The organism is Klebsiella sp. FDAARGOS_511, assembly GCF_003812845.1.
GTDB classification, from domain to species: domain Bacteria; phylum Pseudomonadota; class Gammaproteobacteria; order Enterobacterales; family Enterobacteriaceae; genus Klebsiella; species Klebsiella grimontii.
The window spans coordinates 559,472-573,419 of sequence record NZ_CP033824.1; the positions used below are offsets into that span (position 1 = coordinate 559,472).

General features: G+C 55.9%; 13 protein-coding genes and 1 pseudogene. 1 reads left to right on the forward strand and 13 read right to left on the reverse strand.

Annotated features, from left to right (window positions below):
• Positions 1-10: 10 nt before the first annotated feature.
• The 8 genes from EGY08_RS03855 to hinT form a co-directional block, all read right to left on the reverse strand.
• Positions 11-550, reverse strand: coding sequence for a glycine zipper 2TM domain-containing protein (locus EGY08_RS03855; protein WP_004131424.1), 540 nt, complete (start codon positions 548-550; stop codon positions 11-13).
• Between the two features lie 225 nt (positions 551-775).
• Positions 776-2,080, reverse strand: coding sequence for an NAD(P)/FAD-dependent oxidoreductase (locus tag EGY08_RS03860; protein WP_004131421.1), 1,305 nt, complete (start codon positions 2,078-2,080; stop codon positions 776-778).
• Positions 2,081-2,313: 233 nt separating this feature from the next.
• Positions 2,314-2,856 (reverse strand): alpha/beta hydrolase YcfP, encoded by a 543-nt coding sequence (gene ycfP, locus EGY08_RS03865; protein WP_004131420.1) that lies wholly within the window; start codon positions 2,854-2,856, stop codon positions 2,314-2,316.
• Positions 2,857-2,892: 36 nt separating this feature from the next.
• The gene (gene nagZ / locus EGY08_RS03870) at positions 2,893-3,903 is read right to left on the reverse strand and encodes a beta-N-acetylhexosaminidase (RefSeq protein ID WP_170100739.1); all 1,011 of its coding nucleotides are present in this window, start codon (positions 3,901-3,903) and stop codon (positions 2,893-2,895) included.
• Positions 3,904-3,934: 31 nt separating this feature from the next.
• Positions 3,935-4,753, reverse strand: coding sequence for a thiamine kinase (thiK, locus tag EGY08_RS03875; protein ID WP_004131418.1), 819 nt, complete (start codon positions 4,751-4,753; stop codon positions 3,935-3,937).
• Complete coding sequence (gene lpoB, locus EGY08_RS03880) at positions 4,734-5,369, reverse strand: penicillin-binding protein activator LpoB (RefSeq protein ID WP_123828251.1); 636 nt, start codon at positions 5,367-5,369, stop codon at positions 4,734-4,736. Before lpoB ends, thiK begins: the two co-directional genes overlap by 20 nt.
• A 12-nt stretch (positions 5,370-5,381) precedes the next feature.
• Positions 5,382-5,756 (reverse strand): YcfL family protein, encoded by a 375-nt coding sequence (locus tag EGY08_RS03885; protein ID WP_004131416.1) that lies wholly within the window; start codon positions 5,754-5,756, stop codon positions 5,382-5,384.
• A gap of 5 nt (positions 5,757-5,761) precedes the next feature.
• A complete protein-coding gene (gene hinT, locus EGY08_RS03890) occupies positions 5,762-6,118 on the reverse strand; it encodes a purine nucleoside phosphoramidase (protein ID WP_004131415.1) in 357 nt (118 codons plus the stop codon).
• A gap of 353 nt (positions 6,119-6,471) precedes the next feature.
• On the opposite strand from hinT, the pseudogene fhuE reads away from it, so the two are divergent.
• Positions 6,472-8,655 (forward strand): annotated as a pseudogene (gene fhuE / locus EGY08_RS03900) (ferric-rhodotorulic acid/ferric-coprogen receptor FhuE).
• 102 nt (positions 8,656-8,757) lie between these two features.
• Here the strand turns inward: fhuE and ptsG are convergent.
• The 5 genes from ptsG to yceG all read right to left on the reverse strand — a co-directional run bounded on the left by ptsG (position 8,758) and on the right by yceG (position 13,948).
• Entirely contained in the window at positions 8,758-10,191 is a 1,434-nt protein-coding gene (gene ptsG, locus EGY08_RS03905; protein WP_004131412.1) for a PTS glucose transporter subunit IIBC, read from the reverse strand.
• Between the two features lie 297 nt (positions 10,192-10,488).
• Positions 10,489-11,283 (reverse strand): metal-dependent hydrolase, encoded by a 795-nt coding sequence (locus EGY08_RS03910; protein ID WP_004131411.1) that lies wholly within the window; start codon positions 11,281-11,283, stop codon positions 10,489-10,491.
• 10 nt (positions 11,284-11,293) lie between these two features.
• Positions 11,294-12,298 carry a DNA polymerase III subunit delta' gene (gene holB, locus EGY08_RS03915; protein WP_004131410.1) on the reverse strand — a complete coding sequence of 335 codons (1,005 nt, stop codon included), beginning with the start codon at positions 12,296-12,298 and terminating at the stop codon, positions 11,294-11,296.
• Positions 12,295-12,936: a dTMP kinase gene (gene tmk, locus EGY08_RS03920; RefSeq protein WP_123828253.1), complete on the reverse strand. Its 642-nt coding sequence runs from the start codon at positions 12,934-12,936 to the stop codon at positions 12,295-12,297. Before tmk ends, holB begins: the two co-directional genes overlap by 4 nt.
• Positions 12,926-13,948: a cell division protein YceG gene (gene yceG, locus EGY08_RS03925; protein ID WP_049112602.1), complete on the reverse strand. Its 1,023-nt coding sequence runs from the start codon at positions 13,946-13,948 to the stop codon at positions 12,926-12,928. The genes tmk and yceG overlap by 11 nt, the downstream gene beginning before the upstream one ends.

The following is a 13,948-nucleotide window of genomic DNA, read 5'->3' on the forward strand; positions in this document are numbered from 1 at the left end:
AACATCTTTTTTACGCTTTGTTAGTCAGAATCAGTTGACCATTGCTGTCCAGCGGGATTTGCGTGCCTGGATCGCGATCCATCCGGATTTTGCCCTGCTGGTCGCCGATTTTGTAAGTGACGTCATAACCGAGCATTTTTTCCGATTTGTCATACACCGTTTTGCAGCGCTGCTGCGTGGTGGTGTAGGTGTCCCCTTCCTGCATTGAGCCCTGAATCTGGTTACCGGCATAGCCGCCGCCCAGCGCGCCCACTACGGTGGCAACGTCACGGCCGCGCCCACCGCCGAACTGATGACCAATAACCCCACCGGCCACCGCGCCTAAGACGGAACCGGCGATGCGGTTTTCATCCTGCACCGGTCGACGATGGGTCACGGTAACGTTACGGCACTCCTGACGCGGGGTTTTGACGCTCTCTTTTATCGGCGTACTGGACACTACCTGTGCATACTGCGGGCCGCGGTCTAACACGTTAAGACCGGCAACAGCTGCGACGCCCAGCGCGGCAGCCACGCCAATTCCTATACCCGCCAACATTGATTTATTCACGGGACTTCCTCCTTCGTTGCTATTGCCTTTAATTTTGCAACCCAGCCATCAGGCTTGCAAATAAGAAAGCGGATGAAAAGTGCGTGAACGTACGGCAAATCAATGGGATTCGGAGGAATCCGAGAGGGTTTTCCGGGAAGGACAGGAGGATATTCTGCCGATTGATCTCATCATTCGTCAGGAAAACGGGCGGTCAAAACCTTCCGGCTTTGCCGCCCATAGACATTAATGCAGCTTCAGACGCGGACGAATAATGCGGTTGATACGTCCTACCAGCATCATCAGGCCGGTTTTAAAGTAACCGTGCAGCGCAATCTGGTGCATGCGATACAGAGAGATATAGACGAAACGCGCAATACGCCCTTCGATCATCATTGAACCACGCATCAGATTGCCCATCAGGCTGCCAACGGTGGAGTAGTTAGAGAGCGACACCAGCGAGCCGTGATCTTTATAGGTATAAGCTTTCAGCGGCTTACCTTTCATCTGCGCCAGAATATTGTGCAGAGCGCAGGTCGCCATCTGGTGCGCAGCCTGAGCGCGCGGCGGGACAAAACCGCCTTCCGGACGGGCGCAGGAGGCGCAGTCGCCGATAGCGTAGATATCCGCGTCGCGAGTCGTTTGCAGGGTCGGCTCAACCACCAGCTGGTTAATACGGTTGGTTTCCAGACCGCCGATCTCTTTCATAAAGTCCGGCGCTTTAATCCCCGCCGCCCACACCATCAGGTCAGCGTGGATAAATTCGCCTTCCTTCGTATGCAGGCCGTTAGCATCAGCGCTGGTGACCATGGTTTTGGTCAGTACGCGAACGCCAAGCTTGGTCAGCTCGCTGTGCGCGGCGCCGGAAATGCGCGGCGGCAGCGCGGGCAGAATGCGCTCGCCGGCTTCAACCAGCGTGACGTTCAGGGCTTCATTGGTCAGTCCTTTATAGCCGTAGCTGTGCAGCTGCTTCACCGCGTTATGCAGCTCGGCCGACAGCTCGACGCCGGTCGCGCCGCCGCCGACGATGGCGATATTCACCTTGCCGTTCGCCCCGAGATTCGCCGAATACTTGAGGAACAGATCCAGCATTTCCTGATGGAAACGACGCGCCTGATGCGGATTATCGAGGAAGATACAGTTCTCTTTCACGCCTGGCGTGTTGAAGTCGTTCGAGGTACTTCCCAACGCCATCACCAGCGTGTCGTAAGGTAGCTTACGCTCGGGCACCAGCAGCTCGCCCTTCTCGTTATGCAGCTCGGCGAGGGTGATAGTTTTGGTTTCGCGGTTAATATCCACCACCGACCCCAGCTGGAACTGGAAGTCGTGGTTACGGGCGTGAGCAAGATAGCTTAACGCGTCTACACCTTCATCAAGTGAACCGGTCGCCACTTCATGCAGCAGCGGTTTCCACAGGTGGCTGTGATTACGATCAACCAGCGTAATTTTGGCCTTTTTATTACGGCCCAGCTTTTTCCCTAACTGGGTAGCCAGCTCCAGCCCACCGGCACCACCACCCACAATCACTATTTTTTTCAATGGTGTAGTCACGCGACCCCCTAAAATTATTAACCAATTGTTAATTAAAAGTTATACATATAACCTTTAATTAACAACAGGTTACGGCAGTGAAACCATTCAGCGGGATCGAGAATAACATGAACGGTGCATTGGTCATACCAAAATTGATATGCATCAAGTTTTACTGCATATTTTTTGAGCGTCAAATCGCAAAATGGATAAAAAAAGCCCGCGATGTTGGCACATCGCGGGCCGGGAGGAGATCAGCCGAGGGTTTTAAAGGCCTTTATTCGCTGCAGATGCGGGGAGATATTTTTAAATTTGTGGGTCTGCTCTTCATCCCAGATTATCTCATAGTATTGGTGCAGCAGGTCCGCCGAACGCTGGCTATTCAGCGCTTCGTCCTGGCGCGACAGCACCACCAGACAACGGTCGCGGTTTTTTTCGCGGAAATTGTTAACGCACTTGGTAGCGATATCCGCATACTCTTCCGGCCGATCAATCTTCCCTTCCATGTTTTCATTGGGAAACAGATTCGGGTTGAAAATGGCCTGACGGATATCGCAAAGAAAGCCAATTCGCTCCGCCCAGAAGCCGCCAAGACCCACGCCGCAAATCAGCGGCCGATCGTCGGCACTCAGCTGCAGCATCTTATCGACCTCTTTTAATAAATGCTGCATATCATGTTTGGGATGCCGCGTGCTGTAGCTAATCAACCGAACATCGGGGTCAATAAACTGAAGCTGAAGCACCTTCTCATGGTTACCGGGGCTGTTTGAGTCAAAACCATGTAAATAGATAATCATCGCATCCTCACCAGACAACAACGCCTTTCAGGTTTATTACGCGGATTTCGCCTCTTGCCAGCGCGCGTGAAGCTGCTCAAGCTGCGCGCTGATCGTCTTCCAGCGGGCGGAATCCCTTAACGCCTGACGGCTAAAGGAACCTTTATGATACAATTTCGTAACACGCTCTGCTTTGATCGGCGACAGGTTATCCAGCACGCTGACCGCACCCTTACGATTATTGCAGACAAGGATCATATCGCAACCCGCATCCAGCGATGCCTGGCCGCGCTCGGCATAGCTGCCCATAATCGCCGCCCCTTCCATTGAGAGATCGTCAGAGAAGATGACCCCATCGAAGCCCAGCTCGCCGCGCAGGACCGTTTTTAGCCAATGCGCGGAGCCGCTGGCCGGACGCGGGTCAACGTCGCTGTAGATGACGTGGGCGGGCATGATGGCATCCAGCCGCTGCTCGCCGATCAGCGTACGGAAAATGGACATATCTCTGGCGCGGATTTCCGCTTGCGCGCGCGGATCGCGCGGCGTCTCTTTATGGGAATCGGCCGTCACCGCCCCGTGTCCCGGAAAATGCTTACCGGTAGTTTTCATACCCGCGGCGTGCATGCCGTCAATAAAATGACGAGCTATCGCCAGGGCTTTGTCAGGATCGTCGTGATAAGAACGCTCGCCAATAGCGGCGCTGATATGCCCAACGTCCAGCACCGGCGCAAAGCTGATATCAATATCCATGGCGATCATTTCGCTGGCCATCAGCCAGCCGGCCTCTGCGGCTAGCTTACCGCCCTCCTCCATGCCGAGCAGCGCGGCGAAGGACTGCGCTGCGGGAAGACGAGTAAAGCCTTCACGAAAACGCTGCACGCGCCCGCCTTCCTGGTCTACCGCCACCACCAGATGGTTGCGCGAAGCCTCGCGGATCTGGCGAACCAACTCGCGCAGCTGCGCGGGATCGTGATAGTTGCGGGTAAACAGTATCAGCCCGCCAACCAAAGGATGCGCCAGAATCTCACGCTCTTCCGCATCCAGTTCAAAACCTTCGACATCCAACATTACCGGACCCACACCCACCTCTCTTATCCTTTTACTTTTTGTCTAACTGGCGCCATACCTCATCCGCCAGCGCAATAAACTGCCGGTCGCCGGTTTGCTGCCAACGCCGCTCGTACCAGCCCGCCATCAGTAGCTGCACCCACGGACGCCAGCGCTGAATTTGCCGCCAGAGCTGATGCTCATCAATGCTCGCCAGTCTCGCGTATTCTGCAGCTAGCCGACGTTGCGCGACGGGATCGATCCACACTGCCGCCAGCTCCAGCGCGATATCGCCATCGCCCGCATACTCCCAGTCAATCAGCCGCAGTCCCGACTCGCCGTGAACGATGTTGCCCGCATGGACATCCATATGTAACGGGGCGAGGCGCAGCGGCTGAGGCTCGCCGCGGCGCAGCAGGCGTTTATGCCAGCGCAGCCAACTCGGCGTACGCCGCGCGGGGCTGCACTGTTGCCAGTACAACTCAAGCAGCGGCCGCAGCGCGATACGCCAGCCAAAGCACGGCTGCCGGTGCAGATGATACAGTAACCCTGCGAGCGCCGGACACTCCGGTAATGCGTTAACCACGTCGCCTGAGCAATATTCCACCACCATCCAGGCGGGAGAATAAAAGACCGGCGCAGGCGCTAACGAATCGGGAAGGCGTGACAGGACGTGATATTGACGGCGAAAGTCGCTGGCCGGCGCACGCGGATCGTGCGGCTGGCGCAGCACCCGCTTTTGCCGACCATCGCTGAGAATGCAGCTGCCGCCGCTCAGCCCGTTTTGGGCCTGCGCGGCGACAGGCGTATAGCGCGGGAAAAAGCGCGACAGCACTTCGTCGCGCGTGAGCTTATTGTTGCTGAACAGCACCTTTACCTGACCAGATAATTTCGCCGGTCTGTACCAGCATTAGCTGCATTTTCAGCTCAGGGGAATTGACGTTACCGGTCGCGTTGGAATAGAGCACGTACTGTGCGCCAACGGTACGCGCAATGCCCATCGCTTTGCTGCGGCTGCCAAGGCTATCCTGCGGCGACAGGCCAAGCTGCTGTTTGGCTACGCCCAACTGCTGCTGCGAGACAAGGGTGAATTTCCCATTGCCTTCCAGCGCGTTGCGCAGCGCCGTGGTGGCCTCACCGGCATTCAGGGTGCCGTTGGTACGGTTATTGACGCTGTCGACCAGCAAAATGCTCCCCGCATTCACGCCGCTGGCCTGCAGCATCTGCCCGATCATCGGCTGCACCGCGGAACTCCAGTCAAAGTGACGTACGCGCGGCGCTGGCTGGACTGGCTGCTCGCCGTGTTCAATCGGCCCCGGCTGCGTAGGGATCGCGGGAATAGTCGGCACAGTCGGCTGCGGCTGAACTGGCTGCTGCGGCTTCGGCTGCGCTTCCTCAACGGGAGCGGGTTCCTGACGTTGCCCCACACATCCGGCAAGGAATATCGCCAGTGCGGTAACTAATGCATAGCGACATAATTTAATCATTACGATTACCTCTTACAGATAAAGATAAAGTCGGGCTTTGTGCGCCCCCAGAATATTGGCGCTGCCATACAGCGTGACGGAAGAGTGTGCCGGAACCGTTATACTGCGCGCCGGATCCAGCGGATGCATTTCCAGCCCCCTGGCGTCATACCAGAAAAAGCGATAATGCACGGTCACCGGCACCTGGCGTTCATTGAATAATCTTGTGGTCGCCGTCGCCTGAATCTCGGATGCGGTCACCGTCGGTACTTCAGCGCTAATTCCCGCTGCCAGTACGTTTGATTCCATCACCAGACTTTGCCGATCGCTGACCGGAATTTCCGGATGCGAACCGCACCCGGCCAGTAACGTCACGGCCAGAAGTGCGCCGAAATGGGCTGCGCGCATGGATGTTAACCTTTATGAGCCAGCATCGGGCCTAATGGACGGCCGCCCAGCAGGTGCATATGGATATGGTACACCTCCTGGCCCCCGTGGCGATTGCAGTTGACGATCAGGCGATAGCCATCGTCGGCAAGCCCCTCGTCGCGGGCGATTTTCGCCGCAACGGTCATCATACGTCCCAGGGCAAGCTCGTGCTCTGTGGTCACATCGTTGACGGTGGGAATCAGGATATTGGGAACGATTAGGATATGGGTTGGTGCCTGCGGAGAGATGTCGCGAAAAGCGGTAACCAGCTCATCCTGATATACCACATCCGACGGGATCTCCCGGCGAATGATTTTGCTGAAAATCGTTTCTTCTGCCATGACTGATTCCTTAATAATTTTTATACCGTGCTCTGGCCTGCCTCTGCAGGTAAACGCGGATGCACAGGATTCCCCTAAGAGTATGAGCGAGTTACTCCCCCTCTTTCAACCTGAATGCGTTTTTTCTTGCGCGACAAAGCGCTTAGCTGCTGATGGATTAAGCGTTTCTCAGCGGCATGCGGTGCAGCACCCGCGAAAGCAGCCTGCGGACCGCTATTTTTACCCTTGTTTACACATTAAATATTAATGCGTATATTTCTCATTTGCATTCATAACGCAAACAGTGCATTGACAATCGACCGTGGCCATAGCGCCGCAGCGAATAACGACTATCACATGATCAAGGGCTTATGATGTCTCTCTCCACCAATCCCCGGGATAGGCGAACCGCGCCGTCCCTGCTTGCTGTGGGCATAACGCTGGCGCTGTTTCCAAACCTTAGCCAGGCAGCCGGCGCCTCCGAAGACACTATCATTGTAGAAGGTTCCTCAGATAGCGCCTCGGATACACAAGAACAGGACTACAGCGTCAGAACTACCTCAGCCGGGACCAAAATGGAGATGACCCAGCGCGATATTCCGCAGTCGGTCAGCATCATCACCGGGCAGCGGATGCGGGATCAACAGCTACAAACCCTGGGCGATGTGATGGAACATACCATGGGGATCAGCGGCAGCCAGGCGGATTCCGACCGCACCAGCTACTACTCCCGCGGTTTTGAGATAGACAACTATATGGTCGATGGCATTCCAACCTGGTTTGAATCCCGCTGGAATCTGGGCGACGCGCTTTCCGATATGGCTCTCTTCGAACGGGTTGAGGTCGTGCGCGGCGCTAACGGCCTGCTGACCGGCACCAGCAATCCTGCCGCGTCGATCAATATGATCCGCAAGCACGCGACCAGCCGGGAGTTCAAGGGAGAGGTCACGGCGGAGTACGGCAGTTGGAATAAGCAGCGCTACGTTGCTGATATGCAGAGCCCGCTAATGGACGATGGCAGCGTAAGAGCGCGCATTATCGCGGGTTATCAAAACAATGACTCATGGCTGGATCGCTACAACAGCGAAAAAACGTTCTTCTCCGGTATTGTTGATGCCGATCTCGGTACATCGACCACTTTATCCGCTGGCTACGAGTATCAGCGTATCGACGTGAATAGCCCGACATGGGGCGGCCTGCCGCGCTGGAATACCGATGGCAGCAACAACCGCTATGACCGCGCCCGCAGTACCGCCCCGGATTGGGCCTATAACGATAAAGAGATCAACAAAGTCTTCATCACGCTGAAACAGCGCTTTGCCGAGACCTGGCAGGCGACGATGAATGCCACCCATTCCGAGGTCAAATTCGATAGCAAAATGATGTACGTGGACGCGTACGTCAATAAAGCGACCGGAATGCTGGTGGGCCCTTATAGCAGCTACGGTCCGGGCTATGATTACGTCGGCGGTACCGGCTGGAACAGCGGCAAGCGTAAGGTCGACGCCGTTGACCTGTACGCCGACGGCGGCTACGACCTGTTTGGTCGCCAGCACAACCTGATGGTCGGCGCCAGCTACAGCAAGCAAAATAACCGCTATTTCAGCGCCTGGGCCTACGTGTTCCCCGATGAGATTGGCAGCTTCAATAACTTTAATAGCAGTAATTTCCCGGAGACCAACTGGGGCCCGCAGAGCCTGGCGCAGGACGATACCACGAGAATGAAATCGGTATATGCCGCGACGCGTTTTTCCCTGCTTGACCCGCTGCATCTCATCGTTGGCATCCGCTATAACAACTGAAGTATCGCGACGTTGACTTACAACATGGAGAAAAACCATACCACGCCCTACGCCGGGCTGGTTTATGACATCAACGACAACTGGTCGGCCTACACCAGTTATACCTCCGTGTTCCAGCCGCAGAACAAGCGCGACAGTTCGGGTAAATACCTGACCCCAATTACCGGAAACAACTATGAAGTGGGCCTGAAGTCCGACTGGATGGACAGCCGTTTAACGACCACTCTCGCCCTCTTCCGCATTGAGCAGGATAATCTTGGCCAGGCGACCGGCGGGCAAATCCCGGGCAGCAACGGCGAAGCCGCCTATAAAACCGTCGATGGTACCGTGAGCAAAGGGGTAGAGTTTGAAATCAACGGCGCGCTCACCGATAACTGGCAGATGACCTTCGGGGCGACGCGTTTTGTCGCTGAAGACAATGAAGGCAATGCGGTGAACCCTAACCTACCGCGTACCAGCGTCAAGCTGTTTACCCGCTACCGTCTGCCGGTAATGCCTGAGCTGATCATCGGCGGCGGCGTAAACTGGCAGAACCGGGTATATAAAGATACCGCTACGCCGTACGGGACATTCCGTGCGGAACAGGGCAGCTACGCGCTGGTGGATGTGTTCACGCGTTATCAGGTCACTAAAAACTTTGCTGTGCAGGGGAACGTCAACAACCTGTTAGACAAAACCTACGACACCAATATAGATGGTTCAATCGTCTACGGTGAACCACGCAACTTCAGCATAACGGCCAGCTATCAATTCTGATAAGCAGTCAGCGTCACGGGAGCCGCCGGGTTCCCTTTTTTATGCCGGCTGCCCATTAAAAAAGGCAGCCAGTTGGCTGCCTTAGTCTCCCCAAATCACAACTTAGTTGCTGCGGATGTATTCATCCATTTCAGTTTTCAGGTTATCGGATTTGGTACCGAAAATAGCCTGAACGCCTGAACCTGCAACAACCACGCCTGCGGCACCAAGTTTTTTCAGGCCAGCCTGATCAACTTTCGCCACATCCGCTACGCTCACGCGCAGACGGGTGATACATGCGTCAAGGTTAGTAATGTTCTCTTTACCGCCGAAAGCGGCAATCAGTGCCGGAGCCATTTCGCTGGTGGCGCCAGCTTTGCTGTCTTCGGTTGCATCTTCACGACCCGGGGTTTTCAGATCCAGCGCTTTGATCAGCACGCGGAACACCACGTAGTAAACGATCGCATAGCAGATGCCGACTATCGGGAACAGCCACAGTTTGCTGCTGTTGCCGGACAGTACGATGAAGTCGATCAGACCATGAGAGAACGAAGTACCGTCACGCATACCCAGCAGGATACAGATCGGGAAGGCCAGGCCTGCCAGAATCGCATGGATAACGTACAGGATCGGCGCAACGAACATAAAGGAGAACTCGATCGGCTCGGTGATACCGGTCAGGAACGAGGTCAGCGCTGCGGAGATCATGATACCGCCCACTTTTGCGCGGTTTTCTGGTTTAGCAGAGTGCCAGATAGCGATAGCAGCGGCCGGCAGACCGTACATTTTGAACAGGAAGCCGCCGGACAGTTTGCCCGCGGTCGGGTCGCCTGCCATGTAGCGCGGAATATCGCCGTGGAAGACCTGACCGGCTGCGTTGGTGTATTCACCAATCTGCATCTGGAAAGGAACGTTCCAGATGTGGTGCAGACCAAACGGCACCAGGCAGCGTTCAATGAAGCCGTAGATACCGAACGCCACAACCGGGTTCTGGTAAGCAGCCCACTGGGAGAAAGTCTGGATTGCGGTACCGATCGGCGGCCAGATAAAGGACAGGATCACACCAGTGAAGATCGCTGCCAGACCGGAGATAATTGGCACAAAACGCTTGCCCGCAAAGAAGCCCAGATACTCAGGCAATTTGATGCGGTAGAAGCGGTTGAACATGTACGCTGCGATGGCACCGGAGATAATACCGCCGAGTACGCCAGTATCCGCCAGGTGTTTAGCCGCAATCTCTTCAGCAGGTAAATGCAGGACCAGAGGTGCAACCACGGACATGGTTTTCACCATGATGCCGTAAGCGACGACCGATGCCAGAGCGGATACGCCGTCGTTGTTAGTGAAGCCAAGTGCGACACCGATAGCAAAGATCAGCGGCATGTTAGCGAAGACCGAACCGCCCGCTTCCGCCATGACGTGGGAAACTACGGCTGGCAGCCAGCTGAAGTTTGCGGAACCGACGCCCAGCAGGATACCTGCGATAGGCAGTACGGATACCGGCAGCATCAGCGATTTACCGACCTTCTGCAGGTTAGCAAATGCATTCTTAAACATAATTGAGAGTGCTCCTGAGTATTTGGTGCTTTTTTACGTTTTCACGCATTGGCCCGGGGGGAGAACCGCGCCGTGGACAGGACATCTAAGCGCCCTTTATTTATTACACAGAGTAAAATAATTACCGGGATGATTGTTTGACGGCTATCACGTTTCAATCAGACATCCATTAAAAACTTACATTGGTTTACATAAATCGTGTCTGAATGTTGCCAAAAAACCTTCACCGCCCCATTTGTGGCGGTGAACTTTACTCGCTTTGGCTATTAATTACGAGCCTTAAAATAATAAGCAATATCAGAGAGGTTGCAGCCGGGAGGGGTCGATATGAAAAAGCGTAGCGAAATTTTCAGTGGTCTGTTGCGCCAGCTGCTCTAGCGACACGCCCTTAAGCACCGCCATATACTCGGCGACGTCCCTGACCAGGGCCGGCTGGTTCTCTTTACCGCGATGCGGTACCGGCGCCAGATACGGTGAATCGGTCTCCACCAGCAGGCGATCGAGAGGGACATAGCGCGCAGCATCGCGAAGCTGCTCCGCATTACGGAATGTCACAATGCCGGAAAACGAGATATAGAACCCCATATCCAAAAGCTTACCCGCGGTCTCCCTATCCTCAGTGAAACAGTGTAGTACGCCACCGCAATCCGTCACTTTTTCTTCGCGTAAAATTTCCAGCGTATCGGCGCGGGCATCGCGGGTGTGAACGATAACCGGCTTATTCAGCTCCCGGCCTATACGGATATGATCGCGAAAAGACGCCTGCTGACGGGCTTTCGTTTCCGGCGTGTAGAAATAATCGAGCCCGGTTTCGCCCATCGCGACCACGCCGTCCTCTGCGGCGAGTTTGCGCAGCTCTTCAACGTCATACTCTTCATCCTGGTTTAACGGATGCACGCCGCAGGAGAAAACGACGTCGTGACGCTGGCCTACCAGTTCGCGCATACCGCGGTATCCCGGCAGCGTCGTGGCAACCGCCAGGCAAAATTTCACATCGCGCGCGGCGGCCTTTGCCAGCACATCGTCCACATCTTTATGCAGCGCTTGATAATCCAGGCCATCGAGATGGCAATGGGAGTCGACTAAAAACATGATGTCTCTCTCAGAGATGGGATACGGGAAGGACCGCCCCGGGTTGCAGGTAATGTTCCCAGCGCAGAAGGCGCTCGGTTAGCAGCAGTTCGCGATTAATGCCGACCACGTTTAGCAACTGCTCGCGGCAGGCGCTGACGTCACGCGCGATCGCCTGCAGGCGCGCCGCCGGCAGCGCCGCGGCCAGCTGATTCACCAGAGGCCAGACATCAGGATTGCTGATAAGCGTAATCCCCTGCTGCCTTTTTTGCGCGTCGACCAGCAGCGATGCCAGCCAGTGCAGGCGAATCGCGGCCTGCTCATGGTTCAAAATCGGCAACAGCGTCAGCCAGTCGCCGTGGGTTAAAATATTCCCGAGGATCTGGCAAAGCTGCTGGCGTGGTGCCCAGTGTGCATCCTGAAGCAGATCCAGCGCCGCCGCTGGCGCGTTGGCGCTCAGACGCAGCGCTGCGAGAAGCGCGTCTTGTGACATTGTCACTTCACGCTCTAACCACGCCAGTGCGTAGCGTTCTGAAGGCGGAGCGAGGTGATATAACCGACAGCGGCTGCGCAGCGTCGCCAGCAGGCGAGCAGGTTCCTGACAGGCAAGGAAGAACCAGGTATTCTCCGGCGGCTCCTCCAGCGTTTTCAACAGCGCGTTTGCCGCCGCATCCGTCAGTATGGCGGCATCGCCGATCCACACCACCTTCGCGCCGCCCAGTCGGGCATGTTCATAGAGCTTTTCGCTCACTTCGCGCACGGCATCGATCCCGAGCGAGCTCTTTCCCTTTTCTGGGGTCAACGCATAATAATCAGGATGGGTGCCGGCCTGCATCAGCTGGCAGCTATGGCAATGACCGCAGCTTTTATGCCCTTCCGGCTGGCGGCACATCAGAAAGCGACAAAGCGCATAAATCAGCGCATCGCTCCCCATGCCCGGCAGCGCCTGAACCATTAGCGCATGGTGGCCGCGCCCCGCCTGATAGCTGGCAACCAGCTGTTCAAAGGGCGGGCGTAACCACGGATACCATTTCATGCGCCTTGCTCCGCGACCCATTGATTCACTACCGCACGAATGTCGCGCTCCACGGCCTCTAGCGGCTGGGTAGCGTCAACGGTGCGTATAGTGGCATCCTGCGCCGCCAGTTCAAGGTAGCGGGCACGAGTACGATTAAAGAAATCCAGTGACTCCTGCTCGATTCGGTCAAGTTCGCCTCGGGCGCGGGCGCGCTTAAGACCGACTTCCGGAGTCACGTCAAGGTAAAGCGTAAGATGGGGACGAAAGTCCCCCAGTACCGCGTTACGCAGGGTCGCCAGCATCGTTTGATCAATTCCGCGACCGCCACCCTGATAGGCCTGAGTTGAGAGATCGTGACGATCGCCAATGACCCACTGACCGCGGGCCAGAGCGGGTTTGATAACCGTCTCCACCAACTGCACGCGCGCCGCGTAAAACATCAGCACTTCCGCTTTATCATTAATCACTTCATCGCCGGTGGACTGAATATCCAGCACCAGGCTGCGCAGCTTCTCGGCCAGAATGGTGCCGCCCGGTTCGCGGGTAAACACCATATCGCTTACGCCCAGCTGTTTTAGCGTCTCTACCACACAATTACGCGCGGTAGTTTTCCCTGCGCCCTCCAGGCCCTCGATGACGATATAGTTACTGCGCATTTTTTTCCTTAAGTACTTTCAAATAGTCCTGAACCGAGCGGTTATGACTGGCCAGGTTAGTGTTAAACGTATGCCCGCCCTTACCGTCCGCGACAAAATAAAGGTACGGCGTTTTCGCCGGATGCGCGGCGGCGTTTAGCGAGGCCTCACCCGGTGCGGCGATAGGTCCCGGCGGCATGCCGTTTATGACGTAGGTATTGTAAGCGGTCGGAGTTTCCAGGTCTTTACGTGTCAACTTGCCATTATAACTCTCACCCATCCCGTAAATCACGGTCGGATCGGTTTGCAGACGCATACCGATACGTAAACGGTTGATAAATACCGATGCGACACGGTCGCGCTCGTCCGCTATCGCCGTCTCTTTTTCGATAATCGAGGCCATTGTCAGCAGCTGGTTCTTATCGTGATACGGCAGATTCTCCATCCGCCCTTCCCAGGCTTTATCGACCGCGGCAACCATCTTCTGATGCGCTCGCTTAAGGATGGCCACATCGCTGGTATTGGCGGTATACATCCAGGTATCCGGCCAGAACCAGCCTTCAACCCAATCAGGATGCTCAAGATCAAGAGCCTTCGCGACGGTTTCATAGCTGTCATCCGCCAACGTATGCTTGACGTAAGGCGCATCGCGCAGCTGGCGCAGGTAATCGCTCACCCGCATCCCTTCAACGAAGCGCAGCGGAAACTGCGCCTCTTTGCCGCTGGCCAGCAGCTGCAGCATCTGGCGGACCGTCATATCAGGCGTGAAGCGATAGGTCCCGGCTTTAAAATGGGAGAGCTCAGGCTCGATGCGCAGCAGCCACTGGAAAACCCGCGGTCGGTTAATGACTTTATCCCTATACAGCTGTTGCCCAAGCGCCAGGCGCCCCGTTCCGGTGGCAAGAGTGAAGATAGTCTCTTCTTTAATCAGCAACTTGCTATCCGCCAGCTGGCGAACTTTCCACATACCGATGCCCGCGGCGATGCCCAGCACCACCACCATCAGCAGGATGAAACGTAACATTTTCTTCAT

Bases quoted from the DNA above. Each gene is read 5' to 3' on its own strand.
- lpoB (WP_123828251.1), bottom strand. From the start codon at position 5,369: ATGATTAAATTATGTCGCTATGCATTAGTTACCGCACTGGCGATATTC.
- holB (WP_004131410.1), bottom strand. From the start codon at position 12,298: ATGAAATGGTATCCGTGGTTACGCCCGCCCTTTGAACAGCTGGTTGCC.
- tmk (WP_123828253.1), bottom strand. From the start codon at position 12,936: ATGCGCAGTAACTATATCGTCATCGAGGGCCTGGAGGGCGCAGGGAAA.
- ycfP (WP_004131420.1), bottom strand. From the start codon at position 2,856: ATGATTATCTATTTACATGGTTTTGACTCAAACAGCCCCGGTAACCAT.
- nagZ (WP_170100739.1), bottom strand. From the start codon at position 3,903: ATGTTGGATGTCGAAGGTTTTGAACTGGATGCGGAAGAGCGTGAGATT.
- EGY08_RS03910 (WP_004131411.1), bottom strand. From the start codon at position 11,283: ATGTTTTTAGTCGACTCCCATTGCCATCTCGATGGCCTGGATTATCAA.
- yceG (WP_049112602.1), bottom strand. From the start codon at position 13,948: ATGAAGAAAATGTTACGTTTCATCCTGCTGATGGTGGTGGTGCTGGGC.
- hinT (WP_004131415.1), bottom strand. From the start codon at position 6,118: ATGGCAGAAGAAACGATTTTCAGCAAAATCATTCGCCGGGAGATCCCG.
- EGY08_RS03885 (WP_004131416.1), bottom strand. From the start codon at position 5,756: ATGCGCGCAGCCCATTTCGGCGCACTTCTGGCCGTGACGTTACTGGCC.
- ptsG (WP_004131412.1), bottom strand. From the start codon at position 10,191: ATGTTTAAGAATGCATTTGCTAACCTGCAGAAGGTCGGTAAATCGCTG.